This is a genomic window from Dietzia sp. UCD-THP, from assembly GCF_000349585.1.
Classification (GTDB): Bacteria; Actinomycetota; Actinomycetes; order Mycobacteriales; family Mycobacteriaceae; genus Dietzia; species Dietzia natronolimnaea_A.
Genome location: NZ_KB714650.1, coordinates 305,162 through 319,230, shown reverse-complemented (window position 1 = coordinate 319,230; position 14,069 = coordinate 305,162). Strand labels below are relative to the sequence as shown.

Below are 14,069 nucleotides of genomic sequence, written 5' to 3'. Positions count from 1 at the left end.
CCTCGGCCCGGTGAATCGCATCACCGTTGCCGTCCTGTACGGCGGGCGTAGCTCGGAGCACTCCGTGAGCTGCGTGTCCGCCGGTGCCGTCATGACACACCTCGACCGAGCCGTGTACGAGGTGGTCCCGGTCGGGATCACCGGATCGGGGACGTGGACCCTGGGTCCCGACGACGTCTCGGGGTTGCGGATCATCGACCGTGTCCTGCCGGAGGTCGACCCGGGACGACCCCGGGTGGCACTCGGCCTGTCCGCCGACGACCGCGGGGTCCTGCGGTTCGCGGACGGCGAGCGTGCCGGCGAAGAGGTGGCCCGGGTGGACGTGGTGTTCCCCGTCATGCACGGCACCCATGCGGAGGACGGCACCGTCCAGGGGCTGTTGGAGCTCTCGGGCGTCCCCTACGTGGGCCCGGGGGTGTTCGCCAGCGCGGCCGGCATGGACAAGGAGTTCACCAAGGTGGTGTTGGGCGCGGCCGGACTGCCGATCGGCGAGCAGGTGGTGTTGCGTCCGGGGTCCGGGACGGTGCCGGAGTCGGAGTTGGACCGGCTCGGGCTGCCGTTGTTCGTCAAGCCCGCCCGCGGTGGGTCGTCCATCGGGATCACCAAGGTCTCCCGCATCGAGGAACTCGAGGCGGCCATCGCCGAGGCCCGCCGGTTCGACCCCAAGGTGATCGTCGAGGCGGCCATTGTGGGTCGCGAGGTCGAATGCGGCGTCCTGCAGTATCCGGACGGGCGCGTGGAGGCTAGCCTGCCCGCCGAGTTGCACATCCCCGGGGAGCCGACCGGTCTGGACGGCGAGACCGAGGGCGACTCCTTCTACGACTTCGACACCAAGTACCTCGACGACGTCTGCACGTTCGACCTGCCCGCGCGGCTGCCCGCCGCGGAGACCGATCGCCTGCGGGCCCTGGCCGTCGAGGCGTTCCACGCCCTCGACGCCCGCGGGTTGAGCCGCGTCGACTTCTTCGTCACCGACCACGGGCCGGTGATCAACGAGGTCAACACCATGCCGGGATTCACCCCGATATCGATGTACCCACAGATGTGGGCGGCCTCCGGAGTCGACTACCGGACCCTGCTCGACACCCTCGTGCGGACCGCGCTGGCCCGGTGTTGACAGAGTGCTGACCGTGCGGGTCAGCTGATCGGCGCGGGCCGCGGTTCGACGGCCTCGAGTCCGGCGGAGAGCGCGTCCGACAGGTCCTGGATCGGTCCCGTGCCGCCGGCCGCGGGGAGCGTGACCGCGATGTACTCGGGCCGGTCCACGGCCACCCAGGTGGATGAGGTCACGGCCGGGTCCGGATCCGGTTCGTTGAACCACTGCACACCGTTGACCTCCTGGAGAGACACCCCGACCGTGAACGTCGGCGGTGCGGGCAGACCGCAGCGGACGACGACGGTCTCGGCGTCGGGCAACCGGTACGCGGCCGCGCCCGGCGGCGCGGGCTCGACGAACGGGACCCGGTTCGCCTCCCCCAGGGAGTCCGGAAGCGACTCCAGCAACGACAGGCACTCCTCGGATTCGGCCCCGGGGGCCGGTATGCTCACGGCGGTGACGGGCTCGCTCGCGGCGGTCTCGGCCGCCTCGTCGCTGACGTTGCGTACCAGGACCAGGACCACCGCGAACAGCACTAACGGGATGAGGACCGCCGCGATCACGACGACGGTCGAGACCGGTGGCCGGTGGCCGTCGTGGGGTGCCGGGTCCTGCGCTGCCGCGGGTCCGGACGAACCCGCGTCGTGCCGATCACCCGAGTTCGTGTCCGTCGTGTCCACCTCGAGGCGTCCTCTCTCCTACGATCGGCCGCCCGGGTCGCGGCCGCTAGCCTGTCGGCAACGCTACAGACACCCGCCGGGTCTCCCGGCGCCTGACCACCGAGGACACCGATGAGCGCTGCCAGCGACCGGCCACCGACCGTGGCGGAGGCCGGGGAAGCCGCGGTCCTGGAAGTGTTGAGCAGGCCGGGTCAGGCCGGTTCGGGCGATCCCGTGGGCAACGGGGACGACGCCGCGGTACTCGGTCCCGCCGCGGCGACCGTGGTGACGACCGACATGCTGGTCGAGGGCACCCACTTCCGTCTGGACCTGACCACATGGAGGGACATCGGCCGCCGCGCCGTCGCACAGAACGTCTCCGACGTCCTGGCCATGGGCGCCGACTGCTCCCGCGTCCTCGTGGCCCTGGCGGTACCCGGCCGGACGACCATGGACCAGATCGGTGAGCTGGCCGAAGGAATCCACGGTGAGGCCGCGCGGTCCGGTGCGGTGGTGGTGGGCGGCGATCTCACCAGCGCGACCCTCATCGTCGTCGGGGTCACCGCGATGGGCACTCTCCCGGACGGCGCGCGCCCCCTGCGGATCGACGGCGCCGCCCCCGGCGACCGGGTGGCGCTCACCGGTGCGCCGGGGCGGTCCGCCGCGGGGTTGGCACTCCTGCTGGCCGGCCACCACGACGGCACCCTGCAACAGGCCCACCGGGTTCCCGAGCTCCCGATCGGCTCCGGGAAGGCGGCCAGGCTCGCCGGCGCCAGCGCGCTCACCGACGTCAGCGACGGCCTTTTGCGGGACCTGTCCGGGATGGCGCGCGCCTCCGGGGTGGCCGTGGACCTCGTCGTCGAGGCGCTCCCCGTCGATCCCCGGCTGGGCGAGGCCGCCGCGGCACTGGGGCTGCGCGATTCCGAGGCGCAGATCGTGGACTGGATTCTCGACGGCGGGGAGGACCACGGCCTGCTGGGCACCTTCCCTCCCGGGACGACCGTGCCCCCGGGCTTCACCGTGATCGGGACGATCCGCGAGGGGGACCCCGGGGCCGTCTTCCTGGACGGCCGCCCGCGCACCCCGGGGGGCTGGGACTCCGCGCACGGTGCGAACTAGGCTGCCCGCATGGCTGTCTACGCACTCGGAGACCTCGAACCCGACATCGCTCCCGACGCCTGGGTGCACCCCGACGCCGTGGTGATCGGCCGCGTCCGCCTGGGACCGGGCGTGTCGGTGTGGCCGACCGCCGTCCTCCGCGGAGACTACGGGCGCATCGAGGTCGGCGCGATGACCAACATCCAGGACGGCACGATCGTCCACTGCACCGAGTCGGAACCGACGGTGTTCGGAGAGCACTGCATCGTGGGCCACAACGCGCACATCGAGGGAGCGACGATCGGGGACGGTGCTCTCGTCTCCTCCGGGTCGATCGTGCTCAACGGCGCCGTGATCGGTGCCGGGGCGGTCGTCGCCGCCGGGTGCCTGATCCCGCCCCGGTTCGAGCTCCCCCCCGCACGCATGGCGATGGGGGCACCGGCGAGAATCCGCGAGGGGTACGAGGTGGACCCGGCGATGCTCGACGGGAACACGCAGAAGTACCACGACAACGCGATACGGTACCGCTCCGAGCTCCGACGGATCGACTGACCGGGTGGTCGGGGGCGACGCGGGCCGGCGCCCGCTGGGCGAGCTCGTCGACCCGGGCTGGGCGCGCGCGTTGGAGCCGGTCGAGGACCGTATCCGGCGGATGGGCGACTTCCTGCGCGAGGAGGATTCCGCGGGCCGTGGTCACCTCCCCACCGGCGAGCGGATCCTGCGCGCGTTCACCCAGCCGTTCGACGACGTCCGCGTGCTGATCGTGGGTCAGGACCCCTATCCGACCCCCGGCCACGCCGTCGGCCTGAGCTTCGCCGTGGACGGGCACGTCCGCCCCCTGCCGCGGAGTCTGGTCAACATCTACCGCGAGTACACCGACGACCTCGCACTGCCGGCCCCCGCACACGGTGACCTGAGTGCCTGGACGCGCAGCGGCGTACTCCTGCTCAACCGGGTGCTCACCGTGGCGCCCGGGCAGCCCGCCTCCCACCAGCGCAAAGGATGGGAGGAGGTCACCGGGCGGGCGATCGAGGCGCTGACGGAACGCGACCGACCGATGGTCGCGATCCTCTGGGGGCGCCAGGCACAGTCCCTCGCGCCGATGCTCGGGGACACACCGGTCATCGCCTCCGCGCACCCCTCGCCGCTGTCGGCCTCGCGGGGGTTCTTCGGGTCCCGCCCGTTCAGCCGCGCGAACGAGGAGCTGGGCCGGCTCGGTGTGGACCCCGTCGACTGGCGGCTGCCGGACCTGCCGGAGCAGACGTAGGGGCGCGCTCAGACTCCACCGAAGCGCGGGGCGCGCTCAGGCCCCACCGAAGCGCGGGGCGCGCTTGGCGACGAACGCGTCCACGCCCTCGATCCCGTCGGGTGACACCGCCAGCGCCGCGATGGAGTCCCGTTCCGCGTCGAGCTGCTCGGCGAGGGTTCTCTCGCCGGACCGGCGCAGCAGCTCTTTGGTAGCGGCGTACGAGGCCCGCGGGCCGGACGCGAGGCGGACGGCCAGGTCGCGAGCAGTGGTGGGGACGTCCTCCTCCGTGAAGGTGGTGAGCAGTCCGATGGCGTGGGCCCGCGCCCCGTCGACGGGCTCGTTGCCGAGGATGAACGCCCGGGCCGCTGCCGGCCCGATCGCCCGGGGCAGACGCCACGACATGCCACCGTCCGGGGACAGGCCGATGCCCGGGTAGGCCGCGAGCAGGCGGGTGTCCGGGCCCCCGACGGAGAAGTCGGCGGCCAGGGCGAGAGAGAGTCCCGCACCCGCCGCCCACCCGGCCACCGCGGCCACCACCGGCACGGGCGCCTCCTCGAGTTGTCGGACCACCGCGTGCAAGCGGTCGGCCAGCTCCCGGACGTGCTCCGAGCGATCCTCGGCCGCGGCGAATCCGGGCACGTTGCCGCCCGCACAGAAGTTCTTGCCCAGCCCCACCAGGAGGATGGCACCGGCCTCGATCTCGCCCGCCAGAAGGGCGGTCAGCGCGGCACCCGCCTGGGTGACGGCATCGGAGTCCAGAGAGTTCCCCCTGCCCTCGAGGGAGACCGGGATGGTGAGGACGCCGTCCTCGAGAGTGACGAGGGGAGTGGCGGTCAGGTCAGGGGTCATCTGGTCTCCAGAAAGGGGTACGGGTCGTCTCGGCCTGTTCGACAGGGTGTCGCACGGTGAGGGTACTAGGCTTGGCCGGGCCGGCCGACGGAGTCGGACTGCTGGGGTCAACGGCGCCGAGGAGGGGTGATGGCACACGAGGCGACGAGTGTCGAGGAACGTCCGTCATCGCTGGACGCCCACGGGCTCCTGAACTGGGCCCGCCGGTGCGTGGAACACCTCGCGACCCATCGCGAGGAGATCAACGCACTCAACGTCTTCCCGGTCCCGGACTCCGACACGGGGACCAATCTGCTCTACACGATGAGAGCCGCCGTCGACCGCGCCGAGGGTGAGGAGGCATGGATCTCCGAGGGCGGGGGGAGCGCCGGTGCCCGTGAGATCGCCGTGGCGCTCGGCCACGGGGCCGTCCACGGCGCTCGGGGCAACTCCGGCGTCATCCTGTCCCAGGTCCTGCGGGCGGTCGGCGAGGCGGCGACGTTCACGGTCGTCGACGCCTCCACCTACCGCCGAGCTCTCCGTACGGCGGTCACCCTCGTGGACCACGCGCTGAGCGATCCGGTCGAGGGAACCATCGTGACCGTGCTCCGCGAGGCGGCCGCGGGCGCCGGCCGGTCGTCGGCCAACTCGCTCATCGAGGTCGCGCGATCGGCTGCGGACGCGGGGGCCCAGGCCCTCGACCGCACGACCTCCCAACTGCCCGCGCTCGCCCGGGCCGGCGTCGTGGACGCGGGCGGCAGAGGCCTGCTGGTGTTGCTGGACACCATGGTCGAGGTGCTCGGGGGACAGGCGCCGGAGCGACCGCACTACTTCGTCCCCGAGGACCCGTTCACCGAGCCGTCCGCGCAGTGTGACGGGACGGACGGTGGTGCCCCGGAGGCCTCCTCTGACACCCGGTACGAGGTCATGTACTCCCTGACCCATTCCGACGACGCGCGGGCCGATGAACTCAGATCGGCGCTCCGGACTCTGGGCGACAGCGTGGTGGTCGTCGGCGACGGCGGAACCGGCGACAACGCCCGCTGGGCGGTGCACGTCCACACCGACGACATCGGATCGGCGGTCGAGGTCGCACTGTCCCTCGGGCGCGTCACCGAGATCCGTGTGACGGACATGTTGGACCCGGTGGGCGGCTGCCCGTCGACCGGGCACGGACGACGGGCTGCCGCCGGGGATGCCGGGGACCGGGTGGTGCGCGAACTCGAGCGGGTCGTGGTGGCGATCGTCCCGAACGGGCCACTGGCCGAGTTGTTCTCGGAGGCGGGAGCGCGCACGGTCGATGCGGACGAGGGCGGGGTGATCGACGCCGTGCTCGCGTTGTCCGCGGACGAGTTGCTCGTGTTGCCCAATGGCGAGCTGCCCAGGGCCCAGATCGAGGCACTCGACGCCGCGCTGCGCGACGTCGACGGCAACGCCCTCATCCTCCCGACGGGTTCCGTCGTCCAGGGATTGTCCGCCCTCGCGGTCCACGACCCCTCGACAACCCTGTCGCTGGACGGATTCGGTATGGCGGATGCGGCGGCGGCCACCCGGCACGCCCATCTGGTACGGGCCCAACACGACGCGCTCACATTGGTGGGTCGCTGCGAGGCCGGTGATCTCCTCGGCATGGTGGGCCACGACGTCGCCCTCATCGAGACGGACCCGGTGGACGCGGTGTGCGCGCTCGCGGACCGCCTGCTCTCCTCCGGCGGTGAGCTGGTGACCCTTCTGCTCGGCTCCGAGTACGACGACGCCGCGACCGAGACCGCTCTGGCCAGGATCCGCCACGGGCACCCTGACGTGGAGGTCGCCGGATACGCGGCCGGCCCAGGCCGCGTGCTCGCCCACGTCGGGGTCGAATGACCGCGTTCGTCACCACGGACACGGTGCTGGGGGAGGTCCTCGACGCCGGGCTTGCCGAGCGGATCAACACGGCCTTCGGTCACCGGACCGTCGGCGACCTGCTCCACACCCTGCCCCGCCGCTACCGGCAGCACGGGCAGCGCTACGACAAGCGGGAACTCGTCGAGGGCGAGCGGGTCACGATCATCGGGACGGTCACCACCTCAACGACCCGCAACTACACCACCAAGCAGGGCCAGTCGCGGGAGATGCTCACGCTCACGGTGGAGGACGAGGACACCACGTTCAAGGTGGTCTACTTCGCCGGACGCAAGATCAAGTTCATGCTCCCGGTGGGCACGGTGGCGATGTTCGACGGGACCGTGTCACGGTTCCGCCAGTCCCTGGACCTCACCCACCCGGAGTTCCTTGTCCTGCGCTCTGTCTCGGGTCCGGGTCGTGAGCTCAAGGGCTCGGGTGATCTTGCCGCCCTGGCCCGGCTGTCGGCCGAGATCGACGCCGAGGGTGGCCCGAGTCTGTTCGACCGCCCCCTTCTTCCGATCTACTCGGCCAGCAAGAGTGTGACGTCGTGGGACCTGCTCGGAGCGGTAGTGACCGCGATCCGTGCCCTGGTCCCCGTCGTCGACCCCCTCGACGACACGGTGCTGGCGGCCGGCGGTCTGATGGGCCTCGACGAGGCGCTACGCAAGGCCCATCTGCCGGAGACCGTCAAGGACGCCGACAGGGCCGGGTACCGCCTCCGGTTCGACGAGGCCATCGCGCTGCAACTGCTCCTGGGAGCCCGGCGCCGCGCGGTCGCCCGCGACCCCGCGCCGGCCAGTCCGGTGCGCCCGGACGGCATCCGCGCCGCGATGGAGGCGCGGATGCCGTTCGAGCTCACCGCCGGGCAGACCGCCGTGCTGGAGGAGATCTCCACCGACCTCGCCCTGGACGAACCGATGAACCGCCTCCTGCAGGGGGAGGTCGGCTCCGGTAAGACGATCGTCGCGCTGCTCGCGATGCTCCAGGTGGTCGACGCGGGTCGTCAGTGCGTGATGCTCGCCCCCACGGAGGTCCTGGCCACCCAGCACCACCGTTCGCTGACGGCCATGCTCGGCGATCTGGGGGAGCGGGGCCGGCTGGGCGCCGCCGACGAGGCCACCAGGGTCGTGCTGTTGACGGGGTCCATGTCCACCGCGGAGCGGCGGGCGGCGCTCCTGGACATCGTCACCGGTGAGGCCGGGATCGTCGTGGGCACGCACGCGCTCATCCAGGACTCGGTGGACTTCTTCGACGTGGGACTGGTGGTGGTTGACGAGCAACACCGCTTCGGGGTCCGTCAGCGCGATCGGCTCCGCGCCAAGGGGCGGGACGGAACGGTCCCACACCTGCTGGTGATGACGGCGACGCCGATCCCCCGCACCATCGCGATGACCGTCTTCGGCGACCTGGAGGTCTCGGAATTGGACGAGCTCCCCGGCGGCCGCAGGCCGATCTCCACCTCGGTCGTGCCGGCCCGGGACAAGCCGCGCTGGGTGCAGCGAGTCTGGGAACGGGTGCGGGAGGAGGTCGAGGCGGGCCACCGGGCGTACATCGTGTGTGCGCGGATCGACGCCGACACCGGCGACGCCCCGGGTGGTACGTCCGGAGGGGACGACGACCGCGGGAGTGACCGGCCCCCTCTGGTCGCCGCCGTGGACCTCTACGAGTACCTGTCCACCGGGCCACTGGCCGGACTCCGCCTCGGTCTCATGCACGGCCGACTTCCTCCCGAGGAGAAGGAGTCGACCATGAGTGCGTTCGCCGCCGGTGATCTGGATGTCCTGGTGTCGACGACCGTGATCGAGGTCGGGGTGGACGTCCCGGAGGCCACCGTGATGGTGGTGATGGACGCCGACCGGTTCGGCGTGAGCCAACTCCACCAGCTCCGGGGCCGGGTTGGTCGGGGTGGCCTGCCCGGGCTCTGCCTCCTGGTGACCAACGCCCGCGAGGGGGGGAAGTCGATGGAACGACTGGGCGCGGTCGCCGACACCACGGACGGATTCGTGCTGGCGCAGCTCGACCTGGTGCAGCGCCGTGAGGGAGATGTCCTGGGAGACGCCCAGTCGGGTGCATTGGCCTCGCTCCGACTGCTGTCCGTCGTCGACGACGGCGAGGTCATCGAGATCGCACGCCGTCACGCCGAGGAGATCCTCGACTCCGATCCCGGACTCGACCAGCACCCGGCGTTGGCCGAGCGGGTCCGTCGACTGTCCGGCTCGGACGAGTCGGACTACCTGTTCAAATACTGACCACCAGCATCTCGACCATCGGGGGATCCATGACCCGCATCATCTCGGGCCGCCTGCGCGGGCGCTCGATCACCGTTCCGCCCGCGGGGACCAGGCCCACTACAGACCGTGTCCGCGAGGCCCTGTTCAGCGCGATCGTGAGTCGCATGGACCTGGACGGCGCCGCAGTGCTGGACCTGTTCGCGGGGTCCGGCGCGCTCGGGTTGGAGGCGGTCTCCCGGGGCGCGGACGTGGTGTGGTTCGTCGAGGACAACCCCCGGGCCGTCGCGACGATCCGCGCGAACACGTCGGGCCTGTCGTCGTCGTTCCCGTCGGTCCGGCCGACCGTCAGGCGGGCGGCGCTGCCCGCCGCCGTCGCCGGGCCGTGCCCCGTCGCCGGAGGCTTCGACCTGGTTCTGGCCGACCCGCCGTACGAGCGCTCGGGGGACCTCGACGCTCCCGTCCTGGAGGCGTTGGCGGACGGGGGCTGGCTCGCCGGGGACGCCCTCGTGGTGTGGGAGAGGTCCAGGCGTGACCCGGCGGTGCGGTGGCCCACCGGATACGAGGTGGAGTTCGAGCGGACCTACGGGGAGACCGCCGTCGAGATCGCCCGCCCGGTTGATACGGTCGCCCGATGACCACCGTCGTGTGCCCAGGCTCGTTCGACCCGGTGACCCTCGGGCACCTCGACATCATCCGGAGGGCTGCGGACCTGTTCGACGACGTGATCGTGTGCGTGGTGGCCAATCCCAACAAGCAGGGGACGTTCACCATCGATGAGCGTAAGGCGCTCATCGAGGAGGTCTGCGCGGACCTGACCGGCGTCCGCGTGGACAGCTTCTACGGACTGCTCGTCGACTACTGTCGCGAGACGGGCGCCACCGCGGTGATCAAGGGTCTGCGCGATTCGACCGACTACGACTACGAATTGCCGATGGCCCACATGAACCGGTCGATAGCGCGGGTGGACACCGTGTTCCTGCCGACCCGGGCGGACCTGGCCTTCATCTCCTCCTCGTTGTGCCGCGAGGTCACGCGCCTGGGCGGGGACGTCTCGCATCTCCTGCCGGATCCCGTCGCCCGGGCGCTGAAGGAGCGGCTCGGCTGAACCGTGGCGCCCGGCACCGGGGGTCCTGCCCGCTGCGGGGCGTCGGTATCGCGGACCACCGGACACACCGCCGCCGCACCGGCCCTGGAAGGCGGCTTACGGGCACACTGGTGTGGCAAGAGTGACGATCCGGTGAAGGGACGAGCGTGTACCGAGTGTTCCAGGCCCTCGACGAGCTGAACGCGATGATCGAGGACGCCCGCAGTCTGCCCATGACCGCGAACTGCGTGGTACCCCGGCACGAGTCCCTGCTGTTGCTCGATGACATACGGGACTCCTTCCCCGGCGAGCTCGACGACGCGCAGGACGTGCTGGACCAGCGCGACAGCGTGCTCGCCGAGGCCGATGCGACCGCTCGCGACACGGTCTCGGCCGCCGATGCCGAGGCCGAGCGCACCCTGCGCGAGGCCCGCGCGGACGCGGACTCGATGCTCGCCGACGCCAAGGCGCGGGCCGACCGCATGGTCGCCGAGGCCACGGCGCACGCCGACGGGCTCGTGGGCGACGCCCGCGCGGAGTCCGCCGACCTGCTCGACCGGTCCCGCCGCGAAGCCGAATCGACCACCTCCCGCGCCCGCGCCGAGTCCGACCGGCTGGTGGAACAGGCCAACATCATCTACGACCGCACCATCACCGAGGCCCGCCAAGAGCAGCAGCGGATGCTGTCGGAGTCCGAGGTCGTCCGGATCGCCGACGAGGAGGCCAGCAGGATCCGGGACGCCGCGCACGCGGAGAGCGATCGTCGGCGTGAGGAGTGCGACGCCTACATCGACGACAAGATGGCGCGGTTCGAGGAGTTCCTCGGCTCGACCCTCCGCACCGTGTCCCGCGGGCGCGAAGAACTCCACGGGGTCGCCCCGGTCGGCCGTCGTGAGGCCCCCGACCGCCGCGGGGGGCGCGAGGGCGATCAGTACGGCGACGGGTACGGGGGTTACTGATCGACGGCGGGTAGTCTGCTGGGCGTGTCCACCACCTCTCGCCCCCGACATCAAGGCCGCCCGGCCGCCGATTCCCTCGTCCTCGACACCCGCAGCATCACCCGGACCCCGGGCGCGATGATGCAGGTCCGGCGCGCTGCGGTGCTGCCGTCGTCGATCGGGGTCGAGCTGATCCGCATCCCCGAGGGGGACGAGGTCGACCTGGACCTGGACCTGACCTTCGTCGAGGAGGGCGTCCTGGTGACCGGCTCCGTCGCCGGATGCGCTGAGGTGGAGTGCGCACGGTGTCTCGGCGAGTTCACCACCGAGGTCTCCGTGGATCTGACGGAGATGTACGCCGCCGAGGGCACGGCCGCGGCCGCCGGGGTGGAGCAGGACGAGGTGCGTCTGCTCGACGGCGATCTGCTGGACCTGGAACCGGCTCTGGTCGACGCCTTCGGCCTGGAGTTCCCGATGTCGCCCACGTGCACGGACTACGGCCACAGTGGCTGCGTCAACCCCGACACCCCCGCGCCGGACGGGGTCTCCGGCGACACCGAGGGACGAATCGATCCGCGATGGGCCGGTCTGGCCGAGAAGTTCGCCGACCCCGGGACCGACGAGGGTGCCCGGTGACGGACCCCTCCCCGGAACTCGGCGCGGTCCTGGGTGTCCAGCTCCCCGCGGAGCTGTCCGCACAGGCGCTGACCCACCGGTCGTACGCCTACGAGCACGGGGGACTCCCGCACAACGAGCGGCTCGAGTTCCTCGGCGACGCGGTGCTGGAACTCGTCGTGACCGAACACCTCTACACCGCGTACCCGGATCGGCCGGAGGGTGATCTCGCGAAGATCCGCGCCAGCCTGGTCAACACCTACGTCCTGGCCGACATCGCCCGCGAGCTGGGCCCGGAGGGGCTGGGGGCGCTCCTGCGGCTCGGTAGGGGAGAGGAGCTGACCGGCGGTCGTGACAAGCACTCGATCCTGGCCGACACGCTGGAGGCCGTCTTCGGCGCCGTGTACCTGACCCACGGGCTGGAGGTGGCGCGGGGGATCGTCGAAGGGATCATCGGCGATCGCCTCCGGGTGGTCCCCACCCTGGGGGCGGCGCTCGACTGGAAGACCAGCCTGCAGGAGAAGTGCGCGGCCCTCGGCCGGCCCAAGGCCCGGTACGAGATCACCTCCACCGGACCGGACCACGACAAGACCTTCTCCGCGGTGGCGCTGGTCGGCGACGACCCGTTGGGCGAGGGCGTCGGCCGGACCAAGAAGGAGGCCGAGCAGAAGGCCGCCGAGCAGGCCTGGGCGGCTCTGGACCGGGCCACGGGCTGACATGCCGGAGCTACCCGAGGTCGAGGTGGTGCGTCGCGGCCTCGAGACCCACGTGGTGGGCCGTCGGATCCTCGACGTCGACGTGACCGGCGCCCGCACGGCCCGCCGGCAGCCCGGCGGCCCGGCGGAGATCGTCGCCCGGCTGCGAGATCGGGTGGTGACCGGTGCCGGCCGGCGCGGCAAGTACCTGTGGCTGACGCTGGACGGTGACCACACCGCCGGAGCCGACTGCCTGTTGGTCCACCTCGGGATGAGCGGTCAGATGCTGGTCACGGCCACCAACGCGCCACGGGTACGGCATTTGCACGCCCGCGCCCGACTCGACGACGGCAGGGAACTGCGGTTCGTGGACCAGCGGACATTCGGCGGATGGACCGTCGTGCCCCTGGCCGAGGCCGCCGACGGCACCGGGGTGCTCCTGCCCGCGCCGGCCGCCCACGTGGCCGCCGACCCCTTCGAGCCGGGTTTCGACGAGCTGGCCACCGCGCGGGCGATCCGGCGCCGGGACACCGAGATCAAACGGCTCCTGTTGGACCAGACCGTGGTCTCGGGCATCGGCAACATCTACGCGGACGAGGCGCTCTGGCGTGCCGGTGTCCACGGCCGTCGGCGCGCCGGATCGTTGACGCTGAGCACCGTCCGCGGGCTCCTGGGCCACGCCCGCGAAGTGATGTCCGATGCGTTGGACGCCGGGGGCACGTCGTTCGACGCGCTGTACGTCAACGTCAACGGCGCGTCCGGGTACTTCGACAGGTCGCTCGACGTCTACGGGCAGGCGGGGAGGCCGTGCGCGCGATGCGGGACGCCGGTGGTCCGGGAGGAGTTCATGAACCGTGGTTCGCACTTCTGCCCGGGCTGCCAGAGGCCGCCCCGGCGGGCTGTGGCGCGGCGGCCCCGCTCCGTACGATGACCGACATGACGATGACCGGTAAGGACGACACTTCTCAGTCCCCGCCGCCCGCCACCGATCTCCGGGTGGAGCGGATCGGGACCCGGCGGTACGTGGGACACTCTTCGCGGGGCGCGAGGGTCGAGATCGGATCGGCGGACGTCGAGGGGGTGTTCACCCCGGGGGAACTGCTCAAGATCGCGCTCGGCGCGTGCACGGCGATGGCCTCGGATTTCACGATCTCGCGCCGCCTGGGTGATGACTATGCCGCGACCGTCCGCGTCTCCGGCGACGCCGACCGCGAGGACGAGCGGTACCCGCGACTGGAGGAGACCTACGAACTCGACCTGTCCGGGCTCGACCCGGCGATGGCGGACCGGGTGCTCGGCATGATCCGTCGGTCGGTCGACGCCACCTGCACGGTCGGCCGGACCCTCACCGCGGGCACGGAGATCGGGCTGCGGTTCGACACCGGTGGTGACGCGCCGTGACCGCACCGGCGCCCGACCCGGTCCGGCTGGTGGCCTGGGTCCACGGCCACGTGCAGGGCGTGGGTTTCCGGTGGTGGACGCGGTCCAGAGCACTCGAACTCGGACTCGTGGGCTACGCGGCCAACAAACCGGACGGACGGGTCCACGTCGTGGCGGAGGGGCCCCGCCGGGCGTGCCTCCAGCTCGTCGAGCTGCTGCGGGGCGGGGACGGACCGGGCACGGTGGAGCTCGTGGTGGACTCCTGGGACCGGGCCCGGGGGGACCTGACCGGATTCCGCGAGCGCTGAA

16 protein-coding genes are annotated in these 14,069 nt (G+C 71.7%); 14 read left to right on the top strand and 2 right to left on the bottom strand.

Translation table 11 applies throughout. The annotated features are described in order from the left end of the window. Positions 1-10 precede the first annotated feature (10 nt). On the top strand, positions 11-1,117 hold the full coding sequence (locus tag H483_RS30010; protein WP_017837010.1) for a D-alanine--D-alanine ligase family protein: 1,107 nt from the start codon (positions 11-13) through the stop codon (positions 1,115-1,117). A gap of 20 nt (positions 1,118-1,137) precedes the next feature. Here the strand turns inward: H483_RS30010 and H483_RS30005 are convergent, their stop codons facing one another. After that, entirely contained in the window at positions 1,138-1,776 is a 639-nt protein-coding gene (locus H483_RS30005; RefSeq protein ID WP_017837009.1) for a DUF3515 domain-containing protein, read from the bottom strand. A gap of 111 nt (positions 1,777-1,887) precedes the next feature. Here H483_RS30005 and thiL point away from each other — a divergent pair, with 111 nt between their 5' ends. From thiL to H483_RS29990, 3 genes are read left to right on the top strand one after another with little or no spacing between them, the layout of a single operon-like run. Beyond that, positions 1,888-2,874 (top strand): thiamine-phosphate kinase, encoded by a 987-nt coding sequence (gene thiL / locus H483_RS30000; protein ID WP_031264901.1) that lies wholly within the window; start codon positions 1,888-1,890, stop codon positions 2,872-2,874. Positions 2,875-2,883: 9 nt separating this feature from the next. Then, positions 2,884-3,405: a gamma carbonic anhydrase family protein gene (locus H483_RS29995; protein WP_017837007.1), complete on the top strand. Its 522-nt coding sequence runs from the start codon at positions 2,884-2,886 to the stop codon at positions 3,403-3,405. 4 nt (positions 3,406-3,409) lie between these two features. Next, positions 3,410-4,120 (top strand): uracil-DNA glycosylase, encoded by a 711-nt coding sequence (locus H483_RS29990; protein ID WP_017837006.1) that lies wholly within the window; start codon positions 3,410-3,412, stop codon positions 4,118-4,120. 36 nt (positions 4,121-4,156) lie between these two features. Here the strand turns inward: H483_RS29990 and H483_RS29985 are convergent, their stop codons facing one another. After that, on the bottom strand, positions 4,157-4,951 hold the full coding sequence (locus H483_RS29985) for an enoyl-CoA hydratase-related protein (RefSeq protein WP_017837005.1): 795 nt from the start codon (positions 4,949-4,951) through the stop codon (positions 4,157-4,159). Between the two features lie 129 nt (positions 4,952-5,080). On the opposite strand from H483_RS29985, the gene H483_RS29980 reads away from it, so the two are divergent. The 10 genes from H483_RS29980 to H483_RS29935 all read left to right on the top strand — a co-directional run bounded on the left by H483_RS29980 (position 5,081) and on the right by H483_RS29935 (position 14,068). After that, on the top strand, positions 5,081-6,796 hold the full coding sequence (locus H483_RS29980; RefSeq protein ID WP_017837004.1) for a DAK2 domain-containing protein: 1,716 nt from the start codon (positions 5,081-5,083) through the stop codon (positions 6,794-6,796). After that, positions 6,793-9,066: an ATP-dependent DNA helicase RecG gene (gene recG / locus H483_RS29975; protein WP_017837003.1), complete on the top strand. Its 2,274-nt coding sequence runs from the start codon at positions 6,793-6,795 to the stop codon at positions 9,064-9,066. Before H483_RS29980 ends, recG begins: the two co-directional genes overlap by 4 nt. Positions 9,067-9,095: 29 nt before the next feature. Beyond that, a complete protein-coding gene (gene rsmD / locus H483_RS29970; RefSeq protein ID WP_017837002.1) occupies positions 9,096-9,683 on the top strand; it encodes a 16S rRNA (guanine(966)-N(2))-methyltransferase RsmD in 588 nt (195 codons plus the stop codon). Further along, on the top strand, positions 9,680-10,153 hold the full coding sequence (coaD, locus tag H483_RS29965) for a pantetheine-phosphate adenylyltransferase (protein WP_017837001.1): 474 nt from the start codon (positions 9,680-9,682) through the stop codon (positions 10,151-10,153). Before rsmD ends, coaD begins: the two co-directional genes overlap by 4 nt. 146 nt (positions 10,154-10,299) lie before the next feature. Beyond that, the gene (locus H483_RS29960; protein ID WP_017837000.1) at positions 10,300-11,091 is read left to right on the top strand and encodes a DivIVA domain-containing protein; all 792 of its coding nucleotides are present in this window, start codon (positions 10,300-10,302) and stop codon (positions 11,089-11,091) included. Positions 11,092-11,115: 24 nt separating this feature from the next. Continuing rightward, positions 11,116-11,706, top strand: coding sequence for a DUF177 domain-containing protein (locus tag H483_RS29955; protein WP_017836999.1), 591 nt, complete (start codon positions 11,116-11,118; stop codon positions 11,704-11,706). Next, positions 11,703-12,401 carry a ribonuclease III gene (rnc, locus tag H483_RS29950; protein WP_017836998.1) on the top strand — a complete coding sequence of 233 codons (699 nt, stop codon included), beginning with the start codon at positions 11,703-11,705 and terminating at the stop codon, positions 12,399-12,401. Before H483_RS29955 ends, rnc begins: the two co-directional genes overlap by 4 nt. A 1-nt stretch (position 12,402) precedes the next feature. Further along, positions 12,403-13,311, top strand: a complete 909-nt coding sequence (gene mutM / locus H483_RS29945) for a bifunctional DNA-formamidopyrimidine glycosylase/DNA-(apurinic or apyrimidinic site) lyase (RefSeq protein ID WP_017836997.1) — start codon at positions 12,403-12,405, stop codon at positions 13,309-13,311. Between the two features lie 5 nt (positions 13,312-13,316). Further along, on the top strand, positions 13,317-13,781 hold the full coding sequence (locus H483_RS29940) for an OsmC family protein (RefSeq protein WP_017836996.1): 465 nt from the start codon (positions 13,317-13,319) through the stop codon (positions 13,779-13,781). Next, on the top strand, positions 13,778-14,068 hold the full coding sequence (locus H483_RS29935; RefSeq protein ID WP_017836995.1) for an acylphosphatase: 291 nt from the start codon (positions 13,778-13,780) through the stop codon (positions 14,066-14,068). The genes H483_RS29940 and H483_RS29935 overlap by 4 nt, the downstream gene beginning before the upstream one ends. Position 14,069: the final 1 nt, after the last annotated feature.

Bases quoted from the DNA above. Each gene is read 5' to 3' on its own strand.
- thiL (WP_031264901.1), top strand. From the start codon at position 1,888: ATGAGCGCTGCCAGCGACCGGCCACCGACCGTGGCGGAGGCCGGGGAA.
- H483_RS29995 (WP_017837007.1), top strand. From the start codon at position 2,884: ATGGCTGTCTACGCACTCGGAGACCTCGAACCCGACATCGCTCCCGAC.
- H483_RS29985 (WP_017837005.1), bottom strand. From the start codon at position 4,951: ATGACCCCTGACCTGACCGCCACTCCCCTCGTCACTCTCGAGGACGGC.
- H483_RS29980 (WP_017837004.1), top strand. From the start codon at position 5,081: ATGGCACACGAGGCGACGAGTGTCGAGGAACGTCCGTCATCGCTGGAC.
- recG (WP_017837003.1), top strand. From the start codon at position 6,793: ATGACCGCGTTCGTCACCACGGACACGGTGCTGGGGGAGGTCCTCGAC.
- rsmD (WP_017837002.1), top strand. From the start codon at position 9,096: ATGACCCGCATCATCTCGGGCCGCCTGCGCGGGCGCTCGATCACCGTT.
- coaD (WP_017837001.1), top strand. From the start codon at position 9,680: ATGACCACCGTCGTGTGCCCAGGCTCGTTCGACCCGGTGACCCTCGGG.
- mutM (WP_017836997.1), top strand. From the start codon at position 12,403: ATGCCGGAGCTACCCGAGGTCGAGGTGGTGCGTCGCGGCCTCGAGACC.
- H483_RS29940 (WP_017836996.1), top strand. From the start codon at position 13,317: ATGACGATGACCGGTAAGGACGACACTTCTCAGTCCCCGCCGCCCGCC.